The sequence below is a fragment of the Collinsella aerofaciens ATCC 25986 genome (assembly GCF_010509075.1).
GTDB lineage: Bacteria > Actinomycetota > Coriobacteriia > Coriobacteriales > Coriobacteriaceae > Collinsella > Collinsella aerofaciens.
Genome location: NZ_CP048433.1, coordinates 1,896,307 through 1,919,517, shown reverse-complemented (window position 1 = coordinate 1,919,517; position 23,211 = coordinate 1,896,307). Strand labels below are relative to the sequence as shown.

The 23,211-nt window shown below is 62.1% G+C and carries 24 protein-coding genes; 15 read left to right on the top strand and 9 right to left on the bottom strand.

Annotated features, from left to right (window positions below):
* Positions 1–79: 79 nt before the first annotated feature.
* From GXM19_RS08645 to nadA, 4 genes are read right to left on the bottom strand one after another with little or no spacing between them, the layout of a single operon-like run.
* Positions 80–625 (bottom strand): transcription repressor NadR, encoded by a 546-nt coding sequence (locus tag GXM19_RS08645; RefSeq protein ID WP_006235217.1) that lies wholly within the window; start codon positions 623–625, stop codon positions 80–82.
* Complete coding sequence (gene nadC / locus GXM19_RS08640) at positions 625–1,485, bottom strand: carboxylating nicotinate-nucleotide diphosphorylase (protein WP_006235218.1); 861 nt, start codon at positions 1,483–1,485, stop codon at positions 625–627. Before nadC ends, GXM19_RS08645 begins: the two co-directional genes overlap by 1 nt.
* Positions 1,486–1,488: 3 nt before the next feature.
* A complete protein-coding gene (locus tag GXM19_RS08635; RefSeq protein ID WP_050766129.1) occupies positions 1,489–2,892 on the bottom strand; it encodes an FAD-binding protein in 1,404 nt (467 codons plus the stop codon).
* A 28-nt stretch (positions 2,893–2,920) separates the two neighbouring features.
* Positions 2,921–3,946 carry a quinolinate synthase NadA gene (gene nadA, locus GXM19_RS08630; RefSeq protein WP_006235220.1) on the bottom strand — a complete coding sequence of 342 codons (1,026 nt, stop codon included), beginning with the start codon at positions 3,944–3,946 and terminating at the stop codon, positions 2,921–2,923.
* A gap of 292 nt (positions 3,947–4,238) precedes the next feature.
* On the opposite strand from nadA, the gene GXM19_RS08625 reads away from it, so the two are divergent.
* Both GXM19_RS08625 and GXM19_RS08620 read left to right on the top strand, forming a co-directional pair.
* Positions 4,239–4,961, top strand: coding sequence for a LytR/AlgR family response regulator transcription factor (locus GXM19_RS08625; RefSeq protein WP_006235221.1), 723 nt, complete (start codon positions 4,239–4,241; stop codon positions 4,959–4,961).
* The gene (locus tag GXM19_RS08620) at positions 4,961–6,238 is read left to right on the top strand and encodes a sensor histidine kinase (RefSeq protein WP_006235222.1); all 1,278 of its coding nucleotides are present in this window, start codon (positions 4,961–4,963) and stop codon (positions 6,236–6,238) included. The genes GXM19_RS08625 and GXM19_RS08620 overlap by 1 nt, the downstream gene beginning before the upstream one ends.
* A gap of 18 nt (positions 6,239–6,256) precedes the next feature.
* On the opposite strand, the gene GXM19_RS08615 is transcribed toward GXM19_RS08620, so the two are convergent.
* Positions 6,257–6,832 carry a hypothetical protein gene (locus GXM19_RS08615; protein WP_040359148.1) on the bottom strand — a complete coding sequence of 192 codons (576 nt, stop codon included), beginning with the start codon at positions 6,830–6,832 and terminating at the stop codon, positions 6,257–6,259.
* Between the two features lie 136 nt (positions 6,833–6,968).
* Between GXM19_RS08615 and trxA the strand changes: the two genes are divergently transcribed.
* The 10 genes from trxA to GXM19_RS08565 all read left to right on the top strand — a co-directional run bounded on the left by trxA (position 6,969) and on the right by GXM19_RS08565 (position 16,699).
* Positions 6,969–7,289 (top strand): thioredoxin, encoded by a 321-nt coding sequence (gene trxA / locus GXM19_RS08610; RefSeq protein WP_040359205.1) that lies wholly within the window; start codon positions 6,969–6,971, stop codon positions 7,287–7,289.
* Positions 7,290–7,520: 231 nt separating this feature from the next.
* Positions 7,521–7,769, top strand: a complete 249-nt coding sequence (locus GXM19_RS08605; protein ID WP_006235225.1) for a hypothetical protein — start codon at positions 7,521–7,523, stop codon at positions 7,767–7,769.
* A 1-nt stretch (position 7,770) separates the two neighbouring features.
* Entirely contained in the window at positions 7,771–8,283 is a 513-nt protein-coding gene (nikR, locus tag GXM19_RS08600) for a nickel-responsive transcriptional regulator NikR (protein WP_022094795.1), read from the top strand.
* 117 nt (positions 8,284–8,400) lie between these two features.
* Positions 8,401–10,872, top strand: coding sequence for a carbamoyltransferase HypF (hypF, locus tag GXM19_RS08595; RefSeq protein WP_006235227.1), 2,472 nt, complete (start codon positions 8,401–8,403; stop codon positions 10,870–10,872).
* Between the two features lie 131 nt (positions 10,873–11,003).
* The gene (locus tag GXM19_RS08590) at positions 11,004–11,264 is read left to right on the top strand and encodes a HypC/HybG/HupF family hydrogenase formation chaperone (protein ID WP_006235228.1); all 261 of its coding nucleotides are present in this window, start codon (positions 11,004–11,006) and stop codon (positions 11,262–11,264) included.
* Positions 11,264–12,376: a hydrogenase formation protein HypD gene (hypD, locus tag GXM19_RS08585; protein ID WP_172544907.1), complete on the top strand. Its 1,113-nt coding sequence runs from the start codon at positions 11,264–11,266 to the stop codon at positions 12,374–12,376. The genes GXM19_RS08590 and hypD overlap by 1 nt, the downstream gene beginning before the upstream one ends.
* A gap of 48 nt (positions 12,377–12,424) precedes the next feature.
* Positions 12,425–13,459, top strand: a complete 1,035-nt coding sequence (hypE, locus tag GXM19_RS08580; protein ID WP_006235231.1) for a hydrogenase expression/formation protein HypE — start codon at positions 12,425–12,427, stop codon at positions 13,457–13,459.
* A 125-nt stretch (positions 13,460–13,584) separates the two neighbouring features.
* Entirely contained in the window at positions 13,585–14,253 is a 669-nt protein-coding gene (locus tag GXM19_RS08575) for an HAD family hydrolase (protein WP_040359150.1), read from the top strand.
* Positions 14,254–14,621: 368 nt separating this feature from the next.
* Entirely contained in the window at positions 14,622–15,875 is a 1,254-nt protein-coding gene (istA, locus tag GXM19_RS08570; RefSeq protein ID WP_006235233.1) for an IS21 family transposase, read from the top strand.
* Complete coding sequence (locus GXM19_RS08565; protein ID WP_006235234.1) at positions 15,872–16,699, top strand: ATP-binding protein; 828 nt, start codon at positions 15,872–15,874, stop codon at positions 16,697–16,699. The genes istA and GXM19_RS08565 overlap by 4 nt, the downstream gene beginning before the upstream one ends.
* 320 nt (positions 16,700–17,019) lie before the next feature.
* Here the strand turns inward: GXM19_RS08565 and GXM19_RS08560 are convergent, their stop codons facing one another.
* From GXM19_RS08560 to GXM19_RS08550, 3 genes are all read right to left on the bottom strand, one after another.
* On the bottom strand, positions 17,020–17,577 hold the full coding sequence (locus tag GXM19_RS08560) for a hypothetical protein (protein ID WP_006235235.1): 558 nt from the start codon (positions 17,575–17,577) through the stop codon (positions 17,020–17,022).
* Between the two features lie 353 nt (positions 17,578–17,930).
* On the bottom strand, positions 17,931–18,674 hold the full coding sequence (locus GXM19_RS08555) for a hypothetical protein (RefSeq protein WP_040359153.1): 744 nt from the start codon (positions 18,672–18,674) through the stop codon (positions 17,931–17,933).
* Positions 18,675–18,986: 312 nt separating this feature from the next.
* Entirely contained in the window at positions 18,987–19,523 is a 537-nt protein-coding gene (locus GXM19_RS08550) for a PTS sugar transporter subunit IIA (protein ID WP_006235238.1), read from the bottom strand.
* 186 nt (positions 19,524–19,709) lie between these two features.
* On the opposite strand from GXM19_RS08550, the gene GXM19_RS08545 reads away from it, so the two are divergent.
* From GXM19_RS08545 to GXM19_RS11150, 3 genes are all read left to right on the top strand, one after another.
* Entirely contained in the window at positions 19,710–20,264 is a 555-nt protein-coding gene (locus GXM19_RS08545; protein ID WP_050766130.1) for a MurR/RpiR family transcriptional regulator, read from the top strand.
* 211 nt (positions 20,265–20,475) lie between these two features.
* A complete protein-coding gene (locus GXM19_RS08540) occupies positions 20,476–21,414 on the top strand; it encodes an IS110 family transposase (protein WP_338149297.1) in 939 nt (312 codons plus the stop codon).
* Entirely contained in the window at positions 21,354–21,665 is a 312-nt protein-coding gene (locus GXM19_RS11150; protein WP_233544231.1) for a transposase, read from the top strand. The genes GXM19_RS08540 and GXM19_RS11150 overlap by 61 nt, the downstream gene beginning before the upstream one ends.
* Positions 21,666–22,192: 527 nt before the next feature.
* Here the strand turns inward: GXM19_RS11150 and pyrE are convergent.
* Complete coding sequence (pyrE, locus tag GXM19_RS08535; protein ID WP_006236284.1) at positions 22,193–22,876, bottom strand: orotate phosphoribosyltransferase; 684 nt, start codon at positions 22,874–22,876, stop codon at positions 22,193–22,195.
* Between the last annotated feature and the right edge of the window lie 335 nt (positions 22,877–23,211).

Genomic DNA, 23,211 nt, shown 5'->3' with positions numbered 1-23,211 from the left:
CAGTGGAATAGTTCCTGTTTTATGGCTTAGATGCCGATTTTAGGAACTATTTCACCGCAACTTATAGATGCAGCGTCGGCTACGAGAGATCATCCTCGTAGGGCATTAAATCGGCAAGGTAGCCCTTCTCCTTGAGCATGGCCTCGATCTCGTCGAGGGTCTGTTCGTCCTCCGCCGCAATGCGATGGAAGTGATAGCCGCTCGTCACCGTTAGCAGCGGAAAGCTCTTGCCGCTCTCGATATCGCGCAGATAGCGCTCGACATCGCGGCGGTTGCGGATGTCCAGGTCGGCCGTAATCTTACCGTACACGCGGTGATTGACAATCACATTGAGCACGGCGCCGCCGGCGTCGACGATACTCGTGAGCTCATCGCCTGCCTGCTCCACGCTGTGGCGAACCTTGACCAAGCGCGTAGGCACGGCGGGGCTGCTGGGGGCCTCCTGCAGCACGTAGCCGCGGTTGGTCGCCACGATATCGTGCCCATCGGCGCGCAGCAGGGCGATGTCCTGCACCACGATCTGGCGGCTCACACCCACCTCGCGGGCAAGCGCGCTGCCCGATACGGGCCCCTTGGCCCCCTCGAGCACGGCCATGATGGCACGGCGACGCTCGCGGGCGTTCATTATTTACCGTCCAGCAGACGCAGGTGCTTAAGCGAGAGGTCGAGGATCGGCGCGGAGTGCGTCAGGGCGCCCGAGCTAATAAAGTCAACGCCCAGGTCGGCAAGCGCGCGGATATTGCTGGCATCCACGTTGCCCGAGCACTCGGTCTTGGCGCGGCCGGCGATAAGTTCAATAGCGGCGGCCATGTCGTCATGGGTCATGTTGTCGAACATGATGATGTCGGCGCCGGCCTCCACGGCCTCGCGCACCATGTCCAGGTTCTCGCACTCGATCTCGACCGTCGTGGTAAACGATGCATGGGCGCGCGCCATCTCGATCGCGCGTGTCACGCCACCGGCGGCATCGATGTGGTTGTCCTTGAGCATGACGGCCGTCGACAGGTTGTAACGGTGGTTGCTGCCGCCGCCAATCTCAACCGCCGCCTTCTCAAACACGCGCATGCCCGGTGTGGTCTTGCGCGTGTCGACAAGCACGGTCTTGGTGCCCTCGAGCGCAGCCGCCATCCGATGCGTGTAAGTAGCGATGCCGCTCATGCGCTGCAGGTAGTTGAGCGCCACGCGCTCGCCCGAAAGCAGCACACGCGCATCGCCGCGCACCTGACCCACGTGGTCGCCGGCATGTACCTCGTCACCGTCGGCAACATCAAACAGCACCGAGCTCTGCGAATCCAGCAGCTCAAAGGTGCGAGCGAACACATCCAGGCCGGCAATGATGCCATCGGCTTTGGCGATAAGCTCCACCGTGGCGGGACGCGCCGTGGGGCACACGCTCGCCGTGCTCACGTCCTCAAACGTAATGTCCTCGCGCAGAGCTTGCAGAATCAGATCATCGACGACGAGCTTCATGGTAATGGGATTCATGGTCTACTCCTCCACGGCCTGCGTGCCGGCGGCACGGGCCAAATCATCGATTGCCAGAGGGTCGGCGCCCAGGGCGCGATGACGGCCATCGAGCGCGGGATCGCCCGCCTGCTCCACGGCCAGCGACTCGCCGGTACGCATATACCACGCGGCGCGACGACCCCAGACCAGCGCCTCGAGCAGGCTGTTTGAAGCAAGGCGGTTCTTGCCGTGAACGCCGTTGCAGGCCGTCTCGCCCGCGGCGTAGAGCTCGGGCATCGAGGTGCGGCCGTCCTTGTCGACCCACACGCCGCCCATAAAGTAGTGCTGCGTCGGCGTAACGGGAATGGGCTCATCCAGGATGTCGCGACCGTCCTCCAGGCAGCGCGCGCGGATATTGGCAAAGTGCCCGGTCACCACGTCGCGCTCGACGGGGGCAAAGCTCAGCCACTCGTGCTCGGTGTCATCCTGCTTCATCTGCTCGCGGATGGCGGCGGCGACAACGTCGCGCGGCTGCAACTCGTCGGTAAAACGCTCGCCGGCGGCGTTGAGCAAAATCGCGCCCTCGCCGCGGCAGCTCTCGCTGATCAGGAACGTGCGACCCGGCTGCGGCGAGAACAGACCCGTGGGATGGATCTGCACGTAGTCCAGGTGCTCCATCTTAATGCCATGCTCCTGAGCGATGTAGCAGGCGTCGCCCGTGAGCTGCGGGTAGTTAGTCGAATGGTCGTATACGCCGCCGATGCCGCCCGTTGCCCACAGCGTGTGGCGGGCATGGATCTTAAACGGCTCGCCGGCATGCACGCCCTCGGCGGCATTTGTCAGCTCGTCGGCGGGACGAACCGAGTTGTCCTCGTCCACGGGAACGGCGACGACACCGGCACACACCGTGGCGCCGTCACGCTCGCCCGTCAGGATGTCGGTCATGGCCACGTGCTCCAAAATCTGCACGTTGTCCAGCTTGCGGACAGCCTGAAGCAGCTTGGTCGTAATCTCCTTGCCGGTGATATCGGCATGGAAGGCAATGCGCGGACGGCTGTGTGCGCCCTCGCGGGTAAAGTCGAGGCCGCCGTCGGCCTTGCGCTCAAAGTCCACGCCCATCGCCAGCAGGTCGTTGATGACCGAGCGGCTCGAGCGAATCATGATGTCGACGCTCTCGCGGCGGTTCTCGTAGTGGCCGGCGTGCATGGTGTCCTCAAAGAAGGCATCGTAGTCCGAGCCTTCGGGCAGCACGCAAATGCCGCCCTGCGCGAGCATCGAATCGCACTCATCGACCGCGCCCTTGGAGAGCATGATCACGCGCGTGCTCGTCGGCAGATTGAGGGACGCGTACAGACCCGCTACGCCGCAGCCGGCAATGACGACGTCGCACTCCATATCGGGGTATTGCTTGGTTTCCACAGGAATCCTCTCCCTTGAATGTGACATAAGGGACCGTCCCTCATGCAACATTGTTCTAGCGTGCTGCGTACTCGAGCATACGGTCGAGCGTGAGCTTGGCCTGGTCGGCAGCCTCGTCCGACACGCCGATCTGCACCTCGCCCTCGCCCGTCTCCAGGCAGTGCACGAGCTTTTCGAGCGTGATGAGGTCCATGTTGACGCAGGCGGGCTGCACCGCGGGGAAGTAGAACTTCTTGCCAGTGCCCTGGCAGCGGCGCTCGAGCTCGTAGAGCACGCCGCGGACCGTCACGATAATGAACTCGCTCGCGTCGGACTCCTCGGCATACTTGATGATGCCGGCGGTGGAGCCGATGTAGTCGGCCTCGGCCAGGACGTCGGCCTTGCACTCGGGGTGCGCCAGCACGAGCGCGTCGGGGTGGGCCTCCGTCGCGTCGACGATCTGCTCGACGGTGATGATGTGATGGCGCGGGCAGTAGCCGTTGTTGAGAATGACGTGCTTTTGCGGCACCTGCTCGGCTACGAAGCGTCCCAGGTTTTGGTCGGGAATGAACAGAATATGCTGCTGCGGCAGCTCGGACACGATCTTAACGGCGTTGGAACTGGTGACGCACACGTCGCTCCAGCTCTTGATCTCGACCGTGGAGTTGACGTAGCACACCACGGCAAGGTCGTCGCCGTACTCGGCGCGCGCCGCATCGACCGTCTCACGCTTGACCATGTGCGCCATGGGGCAGTCCGCGCCCGGCTCGGGCAGCAGCACGGTCTTGGTGGGGTTGAGCAGCTTGGCGCTCTCGCCCATAAACTCCACGCCGCACAGCACGATGGTCTGCTGCGGCAGGCTCTTGGCGAGCTTTGCCAGGTAGAAGCTGTCGCCGACGTAATCGGCAACGGCTTGGACCTCGGGCGCCACATAGTAGTGCGCCAAGATCACCGCGTCACGTTGGGATTTTAGTTGCTGAATGGCCTCGACGAGCTCTGCGGGCACCAGTGCCGCGCGCTCCGTTGCCGTCGTTGCCGATGCTAGGCCGGCCGCGATATCGCGCGCAAGCTCCGACGCATCCATGTTCGCGCTCTGTGCCATCAAGGCCCCTCTCTTTTGGCGAATCTTGGGGCTTTAGTATGACACCTAGGTTTACAGCTGACAAGACAGCTGTAAACCTAGGTGTAAAGTTGAAATAAAGATTCAATCATGCGGCAGGTCCATTTTCGAACTGGCAAGCTGAGGATAGCTGAGCTCTCGATGGCGCAGGAGGCATCTTTCGCCACCGCAACACCGCTTGGCGCGAGCTGCACGCCGTGGGGCGCAAACGGTCCGCACCCCCGCAAGCGGCGCGTGCCCGATGTGGCAAAATCGAACTACTTAAGGGGGCCGAATGCTCAAGATTATTGCCTGCGACGATGATGTCGCTTTTCTAGATAGACTGCACCGGATGATCGACCGTTGGTCGACCGAGACGGGCACGGCGGTCGATGTTGCGCTCGTCACGCGCGGCGAGGACCTGCTGGCCCGCCATGCCGCATCGCGCGCCGACATCATTCTGCTCGACATGATCATGCCGCTCGTCAACGGCATGGACACCGCACGCGAACTGCGCCAGGCCGACACCGCCGTGCGCCTGGTGTTCCTCACCTCGTCGCCCGAGTTCGCGCTGGAATCCTACGAGGTCCGCGCCTTCGACTATCTGCTCAAGCCCGTGACTTACGAACGCCTGGCGCAGTTACTTAACGAGCTTTCGAGCATGCGCCCGGCGGCAACCGACGAGCTCGTGATCAAAACTTCCTTTGGCTACCACGCCCTGCGCCTGTCCGACATCGAATATGCCGAGGCGCGCAACAAGCACGTGGTCTTCCACCTGCGCGACGGACGCGACATCGAGGCACTCGAGTCGTTCCGCAGCGTCGAGGACCGTTTGGCGCAAAATGCCACCTTCTTTAAATGCCACCGCAGCTACCAGGTCAACCTGCGCAACATCGATCACTTTGACCGCACGGACATCGTCATGCGCTCGGGCGCGTGCATCCCGCTTTCGCGCAGTTGCAAGCAGGGATTCCAAGACGCCTACTTTGCGGTGCGCTTTGAGGCTGGGAGACACTGATGGTCTCCTCGGTCGAAATGGTCCTTTGGGCAATCCACCACGCCACAACGCTACTCTTTGGCGTCTTTGCCTCGGCGGCGCTGTGCGGTATCGAGATCAACCGGCGTCATGCGCTTGAACTGGTGCTGGTCGGTGCCGTAACCGGATGCGCATTTGGCCTCGCCAATGCCGTCGGCGGAGAGCTTTTCGCCCGCCAGGTATATCCGCTCGTCGTGCATCTGCCGCTCATCATCTATTTGTGCGCGCGCTACCGCCTGAGCCCGCTGCTTGCCGTGCTCGGCATTACGAGTGCCTATCTGAGCTGCCAGTTCAGCAATTGGATGGGCATCGCCGCATTTGCCGCAACCGATTCTCAGATCGCGTACTATCTGGCGCGCATCGCGACCACACTCGCCGTCTTTGCCGTCCTGCTGCATTGGGCCGGCGACATCGGTCCGCGCTTGGCGATTAAAAGCACCACCGAGCTGGGCATCCTTTTAATCCTGCCGCTCGTCTATTACGTCTTTGACTATGCCACCAACGTCTACACCACGCTGTTCCACTCGGGCTCGGTGGTAACGGTTGAGTTTTTGGCATTTGCGCTCTGTGCCTTCTATCTTATGTTTCTTGCCGTTTATCTGCGCGAATACGAAGAAAAGGAAACCGCCGAGCGAGAGCGCTGGATGCTCGAAACCCGCGACAGCGCCGCCATCAAAGAGCTCGAGGCTTGGCGTCAATCTGGGCGCGAGCTGTCGATTCTGCGCCACGACATGCGCCACTTCCTACGCGGCCTGGCCGCTTTAATTGAGGAGGGCCACACCGACGAGGCGCTCGATCGCATCGACGAACTCTGCGAAGCCGGCGACCGCACCGCCGTACGCCGCTTCTGCGCCAACGAGACCGTAAACATCGCGCTTTCGTCATTTAACTCGGATATCAATAGAAACGGCATTACCGCCAACCTGCGCGCCGCCGTACCCGAAACCATCCACGTAGGTGACGCCGACCTGTTTAGCGTGCTCTCAAATGCCTTGGAAAACGCTATCACCGCCGCAAGCGCCGCACCCCAAGGAAAGCGATTCGTCGACTTTGACCTGCGATTAGAGGACGGCCAGCTGCTGCTGTTAGTTTCCAACACGTTTGACCGCGCGCCGCGCATGGTCGACGGCATGCCCGTGACCCGGCATGCGGGCCACGGCTTTGGCACCAGGAGCATCAAACTTGCCGTGGAGCGCATGAACGGCAACTGCCAGTTCCGCATTAACGGCGATCGGTTTGAGCTGCGCGCTGTGATGTAGGGGCTGCCGCCAGCCTCGCTACAGCGGAGCGGCTGCCGGGGTCAGCTGCTTGATGTATGCCCACATGCGCTGCTTGGCGGCTTTGTCAGTGAGCGCCGCCTCAAAACCGTCGAGCGCGAGCACGCGGCGACCCTGCACATGGGCGACCAAGCCGGGCTTGAGCATGGCGGTGTCGAAGTCATCGATCGCCACGAGCATATCGGCGTAGGTCTCGCGCATGGTATCGGCCGCGCGATCGTCCAGCAGCAAGACCGCCTCGGGGTCCAAGGCCTCGAGCGCCTCGCGGAACAGCTCGCACGGTAGGCCCTCGCCTGTCGCGACCGCCCCGTCACCCACGCCGGCGACGCTTGCCAGCACGCAAAAATCCTCGGGCGCGTAGCCGATGGCCCCAAGCGCCTTGCGCAACGCCGCGCCATCCGGGCCGGCGGCAAGCTCGCCACCCGAACGCTCGGCCTCGTCCAAATCGCCTTTGACTAGTACGATCGGCGAGCACGCGTTGCCCGCGATACGCACGCCGCGACCCGCGAGCGATGCGAGCTCCTGCTCGGCCGCCTGGGCGATGGCTTCTTTTTTCTGGCTTTGTGACGTGGGCATGCGCTCTCCAATCGTTTGCGTGCCCACCATTATATAAAAGAGCCGGCCGCGAGTGGTTGCTTTGCGGGCGGCTGGGTATAAGCACGGTCGTACTGAGTTTTACGCGGCCAAGCCGCGTCGCATTATGGAGGTCACCATGGCTGACATTAATCAGATTACCCCCGAGAACTTCGATTCCATCGTTAACGACAGCCTGCCCGTGCTGGTCGATTTTTGGGCACCGTGGTGCGGGCCCTGTCGATCCCTCTCGCCCATCGTTGACGAGGTTGCCGATGAGCTGGCGGGCAAGCTTGCCGTTGCCAAATGCAACGTCGACGACAACCAGGACCTGGCCATGAAGTATGGCGTCATGAGCATCCCCACGCTGGTTGTGTTTAAGAACGGCGAGGAGATTGACCGCTCGGTTGGCGCTCTGCCCAAGGCGAGGCTGCAGGCGCTGCTGGAGAAGTATCTGTAATACGCTTGTTACATGTTGCCGTCTGCCTGCCGTCCATGAGCGCTTTTGCACCGCTCGCCGGACTTCTGGATGCACCGAGTGCAACCACGGATAGTATGGTAGTCACAAACAGCCCCCAGTGAACGGGTGCGGGTCGCACAGACTCGCACCCGTTTTCTTATGCAGCTGCGCACAGAGCGGGCGTAGTAAAATCTGAACCACTGAACTGCCCCATACAAAAGGAGATTTTCCATGCATGACGTCGGAATGAACATGAGCCAGCTTGCCATGAGCGTCAAGCAGGTCGACGACACCATCGAGCTCGCTCACGAGTGGAGCCATCAGCTGCTGCATGCGACCGAGAATTTTGACATGGAGCGCATCGGCGCCAAGCTCGAGGCCGCCATGGCCGCGCTCCACGAGGCGCATGACGCGCTCGAGGGCTACGAGGAAGCCATCGAGGCCGACCACAACTCCGTCGGCTCCGTGAAGCTGGTGTAAGGTGGCCGAACACGAGCACAGCTGCGGGTACGAGCACGAGCATCCGCACGGGGCGGATGGTGACGCGGGCTGCCACTGTAGTGGTTCCGGCTCCGAGCTGGTCCGTTTTTCGGTTACCGCACCCGACGACCTGCTGCGCCGTTTTGACGAGCAGATCGCACGCCGCGGCGACGTGGCCAACCGATCCGAGGCCGTGCGCGACCTGATTCGCGCCTCGATCGCCAAGGAGCAGATGCGCACGCCCGATGAGCATGTTATCGGGTCGCTCACCATGATCTACGACCACCATACTGGCGACCTGACGCGCCGTCTGGACGAAGTGCAGCACGACTACACCGACGAGATCGTATCGACCATGCACGTGCATCTGGATCACCACAACTGTTTGGAGATTCTGGCGCTCAAGGGTCGCGGCGAGCGCGTCTACGAACTAGCCGACCGCCTGCTGGGCCTGCGCGGCGTTAAGCACGGCGAGCTCACCTGCGCCGCCACCAAGCAGAGCCTGGGGCTGTAGCGGGATTTCCCGCAGCGCACCTGCCAAATAGGGACAGGTTTGTTTTGGCAGGTTTAGAAGTTTTACCTACCAAAATAAACCTGTCCTTTTTTGGTCGGTTTTGATGAGGGGTGTCGCATGCGGCATGTGCATATTCATGTGACGGGCATTGTGCAGGGCGTTGGCATGCGACCGTTTGTGTATCGCGAGGCCATGGCGCATGGCATTTGCGGATGGGTGCTCAATGCGGGCGACGGCGTGCATATCGAGGCGCACGCTCCGGCCGATGCGCTCGATGCTTTTGTTGCCGCGCTTTCTGAGCATGCGCCTGCGGCAGCTCGCGTAGAGTATGTCGAGGTTGTGGACTTGGCAGCCAACGGTTGGGATGCCGCCAATGAACAGGGTTTTCGCATCGTAGCATCGCAGGACCAGACCGCGCACACGACGCTCGTCTCGCCCGATATCGCCACCTGCAACGATTGCTTGCGCGAATTGTTCGATCCCGCCGACCGACGCTATCACTACCCCTTTATCAACTGCACTAACTGCGGGCCACGCTTTACCATCATCCGATCGTTGCCTTATGACCGAGCGGCCACGTCGATGGATTGTTTTCCCATGTGTCCCAGGTGTGCCGCGGAGTATGCCGACCCACTCGACCGGCGTTTTCACGCGCAACCCGATGCCTGCTTTGATTGCGGGCCGCATATTACGTGGCGCGAGGCTGTAAACGGCGATGCGTGCGGGAATTCGTCCGCGACACCGGCCGTCGGCACCACACGCGAGGCCAGCGACGCTATCATCGAGCGCTGCGTTGAGCTGCTGGCCAGCGGTGGCATCGTCGCCATCAAGGGCCTGGGCGGATTCCATCTAGCCTGTGACGCTGCCAACGAGCAAGCGGTGGCCGAGTTGCGCCGTCGCAAACGCCGCAGCAACAAACCGCTTGCCGTCATGGTGCGCAGTCTTGCCGATGCCGGGCGCCTGTGCCATATCGACGACGCTGAGCGCGAGCTTCTCGCCGGCAGCATCCGCCCCATTGTGCTGCTGCGCCGACGTGCTGTTTGCGAGAGCAACGGCGGCTCCCCCGACGCCTTCGCGCTCGCGCCATCTGTCGCACACGACTTGCCCGAGCTCGGCGTCATGCTCCCCTATACGCCGCTTCAGCATCTGTTGCTCGCCGCGGCAGAAGCCTGCGGTATGCACGCGCTCGTCATGACCAGCGGAAACCTAAGCGAAGAACCCATCGAGACCGACGACGACCTTGCCTGGGAACACCTCGTTGCCGCCGGCATCGCCGACGCGTTGCTCGGTAACGACCGCGCGATCCTCTCGCGCTACGACGACTCTGTAGTGCGCGTGGTCGACGGCGCCATTATGCCCGTTCGCCGCGCTCGCGGATATGCACCCCAGCCGCTACCGTTGCCGGCGCTCGACGGCGCTCCGTCCTGCGTGCTAGCCTGCGGGCCACAACAAAAGGCCACGATTGCGCTCGCGCGTGAAGGGACGAACGGCGAGGCGCCCTGTTTTGTGTCGCAGCATATCGGCGATGTTGAAAACGGCGGGACCTTCGATGCCTGGAACGCCGCGCGCACGCGCTTGGAAGATCTCTTTGATTTGGCGCCCGCCGCCTTGGCCTGCGATGTACACCCCAGCTATCTATCGGGCCAGTGGGCGCGCGAGCAGGCGCGAAAATGCAATCTGCCGCTCGTCGAGGTGCAGCACCATCATGCGCATATCGCGAGCGTAATGGCCGAGGCCATCGCCGCGGGCCAGCTTACAACCGACGCGCGCGTCCTTGGCATCGCCTTTGACGGCACCGGCGCCGGCGCCGATGGGACCATTTGGGGCGGCGAGTTTCTTGTTGCCAGCCTTGGCGGCTTTGAACGCGCCGCGCATTTGCGCACCTGGGCGCTCCCCGGCGGGGCGGCCTCCGTGCGCGACGCCCGCCGCAACGCCTTTGCCCTGCTCAGTGAGCTCGGTCTGCTCGAGCACCCAGGTGCCGCTCGGCTTTTGGACAGCCTCGACGAGCAAACGCGCAGCGTGACAGCCACCATGATCGAGCGCGGCATCAACAGCCCGCGTACCAGCAGCATGGGGCGTCTCTTTGATGCCGCGGCAGCGATTCTGGGCATCTGCGACAAGGCAACCTACGAGGGCGAACCCGCCATAGAACTCGAAGCCGCCGCCTGGCGCGCGCTCGACAACGAAATCGCCCGTTTTCCCGACGACAACGCCGGTTATTTCGCATCTGGCCCATCGTGGCTGGACGGCCCCTATGTTCTGGACCAGAAAGCACTCTTTGAGGCACTTTTGGGAGGAATTGAAGCCGGAGCGTCCGCCGACAGGCTCGCACTCGACTTCCATGTCGCCGTCGCGCGCTCCTCGGCGCGCATCGCCAGCGAAATCTGCGTGCACGAGGGCATCGATACCGTCGCGCTCTCGGGTGGCGTGTTCATGAACCGACTTTTGCTCCAGCTCCTCACCCGCGAGCTCAAAAGCATGGGTCTCACTGTCTTGGTTCCTCACTCCGTACCCGTCAACGACGGCTGCATCGCCTACGGTCAGGCGGCAGTCGCACGCACCCGCCTCGCACAGGTCGCACCGCAATAGGCTGTTCGGCCAGCCCACAAGCCACCGTCTCACAGGTGTAGCGCGTTTGCCCGCAGCGCCCGCGAGCGCTACCATCAACTGATGGATTATTGAGCGCCCGTCCAGCGCAAAGCGTATAAAAGGGGAACAATATGTGCCTTGCCGTTCCCGGTAAAGTAGTCAAACGCGACGACGACCTCAAGGCCACCGTCGACATGATGGGCATCGAGCGCCCCGTGTCGCTGCGACTCGTGCCGACGGCGCAGGTTGGCGACTATATTCTCGTACACGCCGGCTTTGGCATCCAGATTGTCGACGAGCAGGAAGCACAGGAAACGCTCGAGCTTGTTAATGCCATGTCCGAGCTGGTCGAAGAAGACCAGCTGGCCACCAACCCGGCGGAGGCTTACTAGTGGCGCCCGAGCAGCCGGCGCGCTCCGGTATCGATTTCTCGGCATTCCGCGATCCCAAGCTGGCTCGCGAGCTCATCGAGCGCATTCATGAGCTTGTCGGCGACCGCACCATCAACCTTATGGAAGTCTGCGGCACGCATACCGTGAGCATCGGGCGCTATGGCTTTCGCTCCATTATGCCGGCCGGGCTCAAGCTGCTGAGCGGCCCGGGCTGCCCCGTCTGCGTCACCGCCAACCGCGACATCGACCACGCAATCGCGCTCGCCAACATAGACGGCGCCATCATCACCACCTTTGGCGACATGATGCGCGTGCCCGGATCATCCACCTCGCTCGCTGCGCAAAAGGCGGCGGGGCGCGATATCCGCATCGTCTATTCCCCGCTCGACGCGCTCGACATTGCCGAGCAAAACCCTGATCGCCCGGTCATTTTTATGGGCGTGGGCTTTGAGACTACGACGCCCACCATCGCCGCCGCCATCTTGGAGGCCGAGGCGCGCGGGCTTTTGAACTTCTCGGTCTATTGCGCCCACAAGACCACGCCGCCGGCGTTGCGCGCCATCGCCAACGACCCCGAGACCACCATCGACGGCTTTATCCTGCCGGGCCACGTCGCCACCATCACGGGCTTGGCGCCCTTTAGCTTTTTGGTCGACGAATTTAATACCCCGGGCGTGGTCACGGGATTTGAACCGGTCGATATCCTGCAGGGCATCTGCATGCTGGTCCAGATAGTTGTCGAGGACAGGCCGGCGATTGACAACGCCTACCGCCGTGGCGTCAACGCAGACGGCAATCCCGTGGCGCGCCAGCTGGTCGAGCAGGTGTTTGAACCATGCGACACCACGTGGCGCGGGCTGGGGCCGATTGCGGCTTCGGGACTCGCCATTCGTCCCGAATTCTCGCGCTTTGATGCCCGTACCCGCTTTGATGTGCCCGTTGAGGCGACAGTCGAGCCGCGCGGGTGCCGCTGCGGCGACGTGCTGCGCGGGGCCATTACGCCGAGCGACTGCCCGCTCTTTGGCCGCACCTGCACGCCCGAGCACCCCGTCGGCCCGTGCATGGTGAGCTCCGAGGGCAGCTGCGCGGCGTACTACCGCTACCGCAACTAGCCCGGACACACCCGCACACCGGCACCACCCACGATTGGAGTTTTCGATATGTCCCATAGCGTTACCGATAGCACCGTCCTGCTGGGCCACGGCTCCGGCGGCCAGATGATGAAACGCATCATCGATGAGGTCTTTTTGGATGCCTTTGGGTCGCCCGAGCTGCTCGAAGGCAACGACGCCGGCGTCGCCACGCTGCCCGCGAGCGGGCGCATCGCCATGTCGACCGACAGCTTTGTAGTCTCGCCGCAGTTCTTCCCCGGTGGCAACATCGGCCGCCTCGCCGTGTGCGGAACCGTCAACGACGTCGCGACCTCGGGCGCCAACGTGCGCTACCTATCGTGCGGCTTCATCCTCGAAGAGGGCTATCCCATGGATAAGCTCCACCAGATTGTGCAGACGATGGCCGAAACGGCGCACGAAGCGGGCGTGTCCATAATCACGGGCGACACTAAGGTGGTCGAGCGCGGCGGGGCCGACGGCGTCTATATCAATACCGCCGGTGTGGGCGAGGTACCCGCGGGCGTGGCGCTCAGTGGCGCAAACTGCCGGCCCGGCGACGTCATCCTGGTGTCGGGCACACTGGGCGACCACGGCATCGCCATCATGAGTCAGCGCGAGGGTCTGGCGTTTTCGAGCACCATCGAAAGCGACGCCGCGCCGCTCAACCACCTGATTGCCGATGTGCTTTCCGCAGCACCCGACACACGCTGCTTCCGCGACCCCACGCGCGGTGGCCTGGCGTCCACACTCAACGAGTTTGCCCAGGCCAGCGGTGTTGCCATGGAGGTCGACGAAGATGCCGTGCCCGTGCGTCCCGGCGTGCAGGCCGCCTGCGAAATGCTCGGCTACGATGTACTGCAGGTGGCAAACGAGGGCAAGATGGTTGCCGTCGTGCCTGCCGAGCAAGCCGATGCCGCGCTGAGCGCCATGCGCGCCGCCCGCTACGGCGAGAATGCCGCCATCATCGGTCGCGTGCTGCCGCTTGAGTCAGGCGCCCGTCCCGCCGTGCGCGTGCGCACCGGCTGGGGCTCGACTCGTATCCTCGACATGCTCGTGGGAGAGCAGCTGCCGAGGATTTGCTAACGGCAAAAGCTTGCGGCCGGCGCGATGCGACTTGATATCCCTGGAGATGTTCAGATTCCAAGCTCGCCCAACGCGGAAGCCCAGTATTATGAGGTGCGTTTTTAAAGCCAATGACGGGAGCTTTCATGGCAGCAGCTTTTTCCCATGTGATCTTTGATCTGGACGGCACCATCCTCAACACGCTCGAGGACCTGGCGGCCGCCGGCAACCATACCTGCGAGACGCACGGCTGGCCCACGTTTGCCGTAGACGAGTACCGCTACAAGGTGGGAAACGGCATGCTCAAGCTGGTTGAACGCTTTATGCCCGCCGAGTACGCGGGAGACAGCCGTATGTTTGAGCAGACGCTTGCCGAGTTTAGGGCTTACTATGGCGAGCACAAGGAGGACCACACTGCCCCCTATGCCGGCACGATCGAGATGCTCGACCGCCTGCGCGCCGCGGGTGTGCAGCTTGCCGTGCTCACTAACAAGGACCACGTCTCGGCGGCTCCGCTTATCGAGAAGTATTTTGGTTCCGAGCGCTTTGCGCTGGTACAGGGCCGTGTCGATGCGTTTCCACCCAAGCCCGAAGCACCCGTCACGCTGCATGTGATGGAGGAGCTGGGTGCCGATCCGGCAACCACACTCTATGTGGGCGATTCCAATGTCGATATCCTGACCGGCCACAACGCCGGCCTTAAGAGCGCGGGCGTCAGCTGGGGCTTCCGCGGCCGCGCAGAGCTGGAAGCCGCCGGCGCCGACTACGTGGTGGACACCCAAGCAGAGCTCGCGGCGCTGGTGCTGGGCGAGTAACGAGCGACACTGCTTAACGCAGCTGCGACAATTCTTCCGCGCGGAAAGCGCATCCCGTTTTGGAGCTCCGGAATGGGATGCGCTTTCCGTTTGAGGCGCGTCGGGGAAACTGCATTCCGTTTTGGAGCAATATTCCGGGTCGCACTTTCCGCAGCCCACCCCATTCGGAAAATGCGATGTTAGCGCCGGGCGATTTTAGCCGCTAATAGTCAAACTATTTTGACCAATCCCGGTCACCGAATAATGGCCACCGTGCCTCCCCGCCGCCACTACGCTGGTGGTGCCAACACGCCGGCGTTAGGAGGACCATTGAGGTGAACGAGAGACACGATGACCTACAGGAGATTATAGACGCGGCGCTCCGGGAGATGGCCGCGGAGGAGGGCGACGGGTTCGACCCGCAGGCATGCAACCTCGCGGAGTTCTGCAGGAGGACGGGGCTCACCCGCTCCCGCGCGAGGACGGTCAGGGCACACGGGTTCAGGGCCCTGCCCCACGGGAACAGCGGGAGGAGGGCCGCGCCGGGCGTGCTCGCCGGCCACACCGGCCTGGTGGACGACCTCCTGCGGAAGGGCGTCACCAACTCGCAGGTGATATTCGAGCGGCTGCTCGGCCAGGGCTACGCCGGCGGCCTCACCACGGTGAAGACCTATATCGCCGCGCACCGGGACCTCGTGCCCGCGAAGAGGCGGCAGGCGGCCCCGCAGGGCTGCCGCGGCCAGCGCTTCAGGACGGCGCCCGGAGAGGCCTACCAGATGGACTGGGGCTTCGTCGCGGTCGAGCGCCCCGGCGGGGAGCGGGCGCGGATCGCCTGCTTCGCCATGGTCTGCCACCATTGCGGGGGCGCCCACGTCGAGTTCTTCCCGAACGCGCGCCAGGAGAACCTCCTCATCGGGATGCTGCACGCGTTCTCGGCGCTGGGCGTGCCCGCGACCGTGCTCACCGACAACATGAAGAGCGTGGTCGTCCGCCGCGATGCCGACGGCCGGCCCGTCTGGCAGGCCGACTACGCCGAGTTCATGGGCGTCGTCGGCTTCCGCACCAGGCTGTGCAGGCCGCGCCACCCCTATACGAAGGGCAAGGTGGAGAGGCTCGTCCGCTTCGTGAAGGGGAACTTCCTCGCGGGAAGGTCCTTTACCGACCTTGACGCCCTCAACCGGGAGGCCGCCCTCTGGTGCGCCGAGCAGGGAGGCCGCTGGCGGCGCGCGGCGGCATGCGTCCCGATGCGCGAGCACGAGGCGGCGTGCTCGGCGAACACCAGGCCGCTCGAGGTCACGGCCGAGGTCGAGCGGTACCTGTGCCCGCGCCGGAAGATCTCCTTCGACGGCTTCGTGAGCTTCGAGGGGCACCGCTACGGCGTGCCCTACTGGTACGTCCGCCGCGAGTGCAGGGTGAACCGGGAGGGGCGCGTGGTGCACATATACAGCGACGACCTCTCCCGCGAGCTCGTCGCCCACGCCGTCGGCACCGGCGCCGACAGCTGGTGCGAGGGGCAGTGGGAGACATCGCCGGCGCAGCCCGAGGAGCTGCCGACCCAGCCGGTGGGGACCGTGGTCGAGCAAATCGCCCCGCCCAGGACGAAACCCGGTTTCGAGAGGTTCGACTTCGGGAGGGCCGAATGATGGCGGGCGCGGGGGCGAGCCCCTACGAGCTCGCGAGCGACGCCGCGTCGAGGCTCGGGATCGCCGTCGGGGCGGAGGAGCTCGCGACCCTCGCCTCGGACCTCGACCTCGGCGACGGGGAGATGGCCGCCGTGGCAGCCACCTTCTCCTACCTTGCGGAGAAGAGGAGGCTCGCCTCCATCGAGACGCTGCTGAGGCTGAGCAGGCTGCCCAGGCGCGAGCCCAAGACCTTCGAGGGCTTCGACTTCTCCAGGATCCAGGGCCGGGACGCGGCCGCGCTGGGCAAGCTCCCGTCGCTGGCCGACCTCTACGCGCACCGCAACGTCGCCTTCGTCGGGCCCGGCGGCATAGGGAAGACGCACCTCGCGCAGGCCTACGGGCGCGAGTGCTGCATGCGGGGGCTCAAGACCTACTACATAAAGGCGACCGAGCTCAGGGACAGGTTCCAGAAGGCCGTCCAGCGGGGAAACACCTCGCGGGTCGTCTCCTCGCTCGTCAAGCCGTCGTGCCTCATCGTTGACGAGGTGGGGAGATGCGTCTACGACAGGCCGTGCACCGACCTGTTCTTCGATGTCGTCGACAGGCGCTACGAGAAGGAGGGGCCGAACGCGATGGTCCTCACGAGCAACATCGCCCCGAGCGGGTGGGATGAGTTCTTCACGGGCGACGACACGCTCCTCTGCGCCCTCGACAGGCTGTTCGACAAGGCGTCGGTGTTCGTGATGCGGGGCCCGAGCTACCGCGGCAGGGAGCTTGACACCTACTCGGTGGAGGCCGTCCCCCAGGCGGTGAAGGTGAGGGGGATCCAGCCCGAGGGGATGTAGGAATGCGATAGGAAAGTCATAGATGCGGGCGTGTTGGCTAAAATGGGTCGGCCGGGATTGGTCAATCTCGGCCGACTATATTTGGCTAAATTATTCCGGCGCTAACAGCGACCCACTATTCGGCCAAAAACCGGGTCGCATCTTCCCAAGCACTCGATGCAACGCTGGCACAAGGAGTGTCCCCAACTGCTGGCAGAATAACGCTTACCAATATCGCAGACACACTTGGCTTTGGTTGTCATAAAGGGAGGGTCGCCCCAACGATCCTCCCTTTATTGCATAACGAACTGTTTGTCGCATGGCAACCTAAATATAAAGCGCTACCTTTGCAGAGCGCTCATCATCTCGGAGATATTAGAGTCGTCCCCCGACCATTCGTTGTCATCGTTAGCAGAATACTTAAAGATAACCTTGGTGTCCTTGGGCTTGGCGGCCTTGGTCACATCGAGCATTACCTGTCCAGCCAGCTTGTACAACTCATCTTCGGAAGGCGACCCATCAAGAGCAGCAACCTTCTCTTGGTATTTGGTGGCAAAATCCCCTTGAATTTGAGCCATCGACTTACAAGAAACGGTCACTTCGGCAGTAGCGGTACCCTTATCTTCATCGACTACAATGTCGCCGATTTTATAGTCGAAGCCCTCGAGATAGCTCTTGGCGTATTCCTCGGTATTGATGCCGACCCTTTTAAACTCTTTCCCTGCAGCCTTATCCAAGCCATCCAGAAATGACTCGTCGTTATTTTTAATCTCATCAAGCTGATTGATCAGATCTTCGTTAATAAGTTGCTCGACTGTGGGATCACCGCAACCGGAAAGAGAGATCAAGCATGCAACCACTACAGCCAACATGAGCGCAAGCAGCGGCTTCTTTTTCATGACATTCCTCCAAACAAGCGGCGCTGCGTTCCATGCGCAACGCACGTTGTGACAGTAAGTCCATATTAACGGCTCGACCCAAACCCCTGAGTCGCAAAAACGGGCTTCTGGCCGGGACGACCGGATTCGAACCGGCGGCCCCTTAACCCCTCAGGCTTGGGACAGGCTCAAAATAGCGATGATATTCCAATTGACTAGGATAATGTAAAAGCGCTCAGATGCTGTGATATTCGATACACGCTTGTTCACGTCGATCCTGAAACATACGAGATTCTTTCCGTTGTGATGAAGTTGCGGGGGGAGAACGATAACCGGATGCTGCAAACTAAGAAACGCTGTTGATTTTCATCTGCTTAGCACGGTTCAAGAACGTTCTTCAAAATGCTGTACTCATACGATGCATAGGGAGATCCAGTCAAATCGAGACCACTATTGGCAGAGATTATCGTATGGCAGCCCGCTTCAAGAACATCAGAGCCACCCGCAAATCCGTTCACGACGTTCCCCATATCATCTTTCAATACGCCCATGAGCGTCGTGCCCATACCATAGTCATACGGCGAATCATTTTGAATTTCGACATCAAAACGATACATGTTAGTAGCGATTTGTTCTAATCGTTCATTTAACACTGTGAACTCATAGGTGTCTTTTTCGGTGACCTTCTTAAAGCAATTAACCCTAAACGTAAGCTCAAGTGACACCGGTAGTTCATCTATGCCATCGATTGCGCCGAAGTACCATATTTCTTGCCCCGGAAGAAGAGCACAGCAGCTAGATATTGTGCTACTCACAGTGCCACACAGTGTGCCATCCGCCTTCTTTGCGATGCCATCAACTCCCCAATCGACAGCAACTTGATCACTAGTGTTTTTGATTTTTGTAATATAGCCACAGCCGCTTTGACCAACCTGATAGTTGTAAATAGGGTCCATGGTTACTACAATATCGGAACTCTGTGGACTACTTTCATTCTTAAGCGTGCCCTTTTTCGGTTTTAGCGTGGAACTGTCCGTCTTATCAGGTTTGCCCGAACATCCAGCAAGGCCCAGCGTTGCAATTCCGGCTAGAAAGTCCCTTCTCGAGATATCTTTCATCAATTCCTCCCCTTATGCGTACGCTAATTTCATACCTAGATTACAGAGAAGCATTGGCAAGTTGTTGAGCAACAAATACGAACGGTAGAACTTGCATGGCAAGCGTTTCTATCCAATAAAAAACCTCGATCGTATGGAGAGGTCAACAATTAGATTCAAAACGAATCGAGGCCACAACCGCGCAGGCGGCTCAATTTGATGAACGAATGGCCCGTAAAGCAAGCCCCCTGCAATAAAACGCACCTGCTTGGCCCATTAAAAAAGGTGGCCGGATAACCCGACCACCCTTGCACATCCTTTGGATGCCGCAGCTTACTTGCGGACGACCTTGACGATGGCATCACCGGCAGCGACGGCGGACTCTGCCTCAACGGCAAGCTCGACGTCGGCGAACTCGGCGGTGTTGGACACGGCCACGACGACACAGTCCTTGTAACCGGCGGCAGCGATCTTGGCGCGGTCGATCTTGAGTATGGGCTGGCCGGCCTTCACGACGTCGTCGGCCTTGACGAAGCCCTCGAAGCCGTCACCGTTCATGTTGACGGTATCGACACCAACGTGCACCAGAACCTCGATGCCGCTATCGGACTGCAGACCCACGGCGTGACCCATGGTGACGGTCACCTTACCGTCGCAGGGAGCGTAGACCAGATCGTCCTCGGGCCACACGGCACAGCCCTTGCCCAGAACCTCGCCACCAAAGACGGGATCGGGCACGTCGGCCATCTTGATGACCTTGCCCTTGACGGGCGAGCACAGCACGTCGGCGCCAGCAGAAGCAGAGATGGAGGCCGGAGCAGCGACAGCCGCGGGCTCAGCCTTCTTCTTGAACATGTCAAACAGACCCATACGTTTTCTCCTCTTGATTAAGCGCAACGTTGTGCGCATGCCTACAGTAATTATAGTGCCAAATGGCCAAAATACTAAGGCGAGGGCTCGAATCGCAAGCCCTTCCCGGTAGTGCTCGTGGGATGAGCATCTCCTTTGCATCGCGGGTCGATAAGCCGAGTATCGCCTGCGCAGGTCATGGAGCGCATGGAGGGGCTCTACCAGAACACGCTGGCCGAGACGCAGGAGCTGCTCGACCCCACGCAGCTCGACCACGCCACCAAACTCATCGCGAACGCCCGACAGGTCGACATCTACACGGGCTCGCACAATCTCTATCCAGCGGGAATGTTCCGCGATCGCCTGTTCTCCGCCGGTAAAAGCGCGACGTGCCACGACAATATCGAACCCCAGGTGTGCACGGCGCTCGCCTCGGGCCCCGACCATGTGGCAATCGCCATCTCCTACAGCGGCCTTGCCCCCAACCTCAAGGACATCTTACCGATCCTCAGCAGTCGGCATGTCCCGGTCATCGTTATCGGCACGCCTCATTGCGCACGCATTCACCCTGGCTTTGCCGCCTACCTCACGGTGAGTGACCACGAGAGCATGACGCATCGCATCACGCAGTTCGCGAGCCACATCGCCGTGCAATACGTGCTCGATTCGCTCTACAGCAGCTACTTCGCCAAAGACTACGCCCGCTGCTCCGAGTTCCTAGAGCACTCGTTTCCCTACGCCCGCCTGCCCGGGCTCAAGTAGTCATTTAAGAACGTCCATTACAGTCGAAATTGTCAGCCCGGGACCGTCTCGGGCTACGATTGAGGCGCGCCCAGAACGGGCCGCCGACCGGGCGCCCGCGCACGGCCGAACGTCCCTGCCCCCGAGAGGGCCTGTTGGGTGCTGCCGGCGCGGGACGCGCCGCCCCCGACGGCTGATAGGAAAGTGCCGGGCAGGCGCCGCGGCTGGTAATGTGAGTGCCGAGGGGGAGGCCATCCGGTCGAACGACTACCGGAAGGATACCACCGTGAAAGCGCCATCCACCAGACCCGCGGCCGTGCTCGGCCTGGACGTCGGCAAGTCGTCGCACTGGGCCTGCCTGATCGACCGCGACGGGGAGGTGCTGGCCAGCGCCCCCGTCCGCAACAGGGAGGCCGAGCTCGACGCGCTGTTCGCCTCCGCGCCCGCCGGCACGCTCGTCGTCGTCGACCAGTTCCGCAACATAGGGTCCCTCGCCGTGAGGCGGGCCCGCGCCGCGGGGCTCGGGGTCGCCCACCTGCCCGGGCTCGCCGCCAGCCGCGCCGCGGGCCTGTTCGCCGGCGAGGCCAAGACCGACGAGCGCGACGCCGCGGTGATCGCGCGGACCGCCCTGGGCGTGCCGGACTCCCTGTCGGGGGGTCCCGGGCCGCGGCGAGGCCCTCGAGGCCGCCCGCGCCCTCTCGTCGCAGCGCGACCACGTCGTCGCCTGCGCGACCAGGGACAAGAACCGCCTGCGCGCGGTGCTGCTCGAGTCCTGCCCGGCCCTCGAGGCCGCGGTCGACCTGTCGGACCGGCGGTGGCTGGAGCTGCTCGCCGGGTTCGGCGGGGGCGTGGGGGATCGCCCGCTCCGGGGCCGAGGGCCCGCGGGCCGAGGCCGCCGGGGAGGCCGCGGCCGCCTCCACCGCGCCCCCGCCGGCGCTCGTCGAGGCCGAGAACAGGCAGGTCAGGTTCCTGGCCGCCCGGATATCGGAGGCCCTCGACGAGGCCGGGGCCCTCGAGGCCGAGACGGCGGCGCTGCTCGAGGGCGACGAGACCTACGCGTGTCTGCTCACCGTGCCCGGCATCGGCCCGAGGACCGCGGCGCAGCTCGCGGTGTCGGTCGACATCGGGAGGTTCCCGGACCACGACCACCTGGCCTCGTACTGCGGCATAGCCCCGAGGGTGAGGAGCTCCGGCACGTCGGTGAGGTCGGTCAGGGCGTCCAGGCGCGGCGACGCGAGGCTCAAGTCCCTGCTGATCTTCTCGTGCAACAGCCTGGTGAGGTCCTCGGGGCGCTACGGCGAGTACTACCGGGCCTGCAGGGCGCGGGGCATGGGGCACGGGCGGGCGCTCAAGGCCGTCGCGAGGAAGCGGCTCAGGGCGATATACGCCGTGATGCGCGACCGGGTGCCCTACCGGGAGTAGCCCCGACGGTTGACAAAACTATAGGAACACCCAATGACTAATGGCCGACCTAATAACGACTTCTCGTCATTAGGTCGGCCATTTCAGCTCTAATAACTATTTATTCCGTAAACTCGTTATTAGAATCTGGCATAGGAGGCCAGGCTCACATGTGGCACCACAGCGGAAAACAGCTTGCCCCTGCGCCAACCGAATGAGCGTTGATTTTCGGACACCTATCCAACGAGCGTGAATAATCTCCCACTTTGAGCCCACACGGGGGCCAAAAACGGGAGATTATCCACGCTCATTCCTAAGTAGTCATTGGGGACGCTCTTAAACGACCAGTCAAACAAGAACGTCCTCAATGACTACCACGGCAACGCCGATGTTTTGGCAACGCCAGCGAGCGGGTCGCATTTGTGACAAGGTGACGTGAAACGAAAGGGCGCTGACCTTCTGGTCGCGCCCTTGAAGTTGAACGTCAGATTGTCCAAATGCGGCCCGCGCAGCGTCGAGCTGTTACGGCGTTTGGTAAAACGCCGTAACTACTCCCGAGCTCCGTACTGCTCGTAGTAGGCGTCGATGGCCGTCTTGAGTTCGTCATCGATGACGACCTTGCCGTCGATCTCGTGGTTGTAGAGGGTCTCGACGACCTCGGCCATGGAAACAATGCTCGCGACGGGGAAACCGTACTTTGCCTCGATCTCCTTCTGCGCGGTGGTCACGCCGCCCTTGCCGACCTCCATGCGGTTGAGGGACACGATGAGGCCCTTGATTTCGACGTCGGCAGCAGCCTTAACCTTGGGATAGGTCTCGTCGATGGACTTGCCGCTGGTGGTAACGTCCTCGACCATGACCACGCGATCGCCGTCCTGCGGCTCATAGCCCAACAGGTTGCCCTTATCGGCACCGTGGTCCTTGGCCTCCTTGCGGTCGCAGCAGTACTTGACCTCCTTGCCGTACAGCTCGTGGTAGGCAATTGCGGTCACGACGGCCAGCGGAATACCCTTGTAGGCCGGTCCAAACAGGACATCAAAGTCGTCGCCAAAGTTATCGTGAATGGCCTGGGCGTAATACTCGCCCAGCTTCTTGAGCTGATAGCCCGTCACATAAGCGCCGGCGTTCATAAAGAACGGGGACTGACGGCCGCTCTTGAGCGTAAAGCTGCCGAACTTAAGAACGTCGGACTCGACCATGAACTTGATGAACTCTTGCTTGTAAGCCTCCATGCGGGCTCCTCTCGTAATCGCGTACGTGCTTCCAGTTTAGCGCAGGCGAAGCGTCGATGCGGGTACGCTTTGAGGCCACGGCATTCTGTAAAGGCTTTGTCAGGGGCAACGGTTTTCCGAACAATGGGGTTGACACGGCGAACCCCCTCATCAAGAATACGGGCGGATTGAAACGGGTACGAGATACCCAAAGCGCGCCGCGCCCGTCCATAAGGAGGTGTGCCATGGAAGGCAGTCATAGTCGAAAAACCTGCATGTCGCCCTCGGCACGCCGCGAGGACTCCGTATTCGCATAAGCGCCACCAACCGATTGTCAAAACCACCACAAAGGTGCC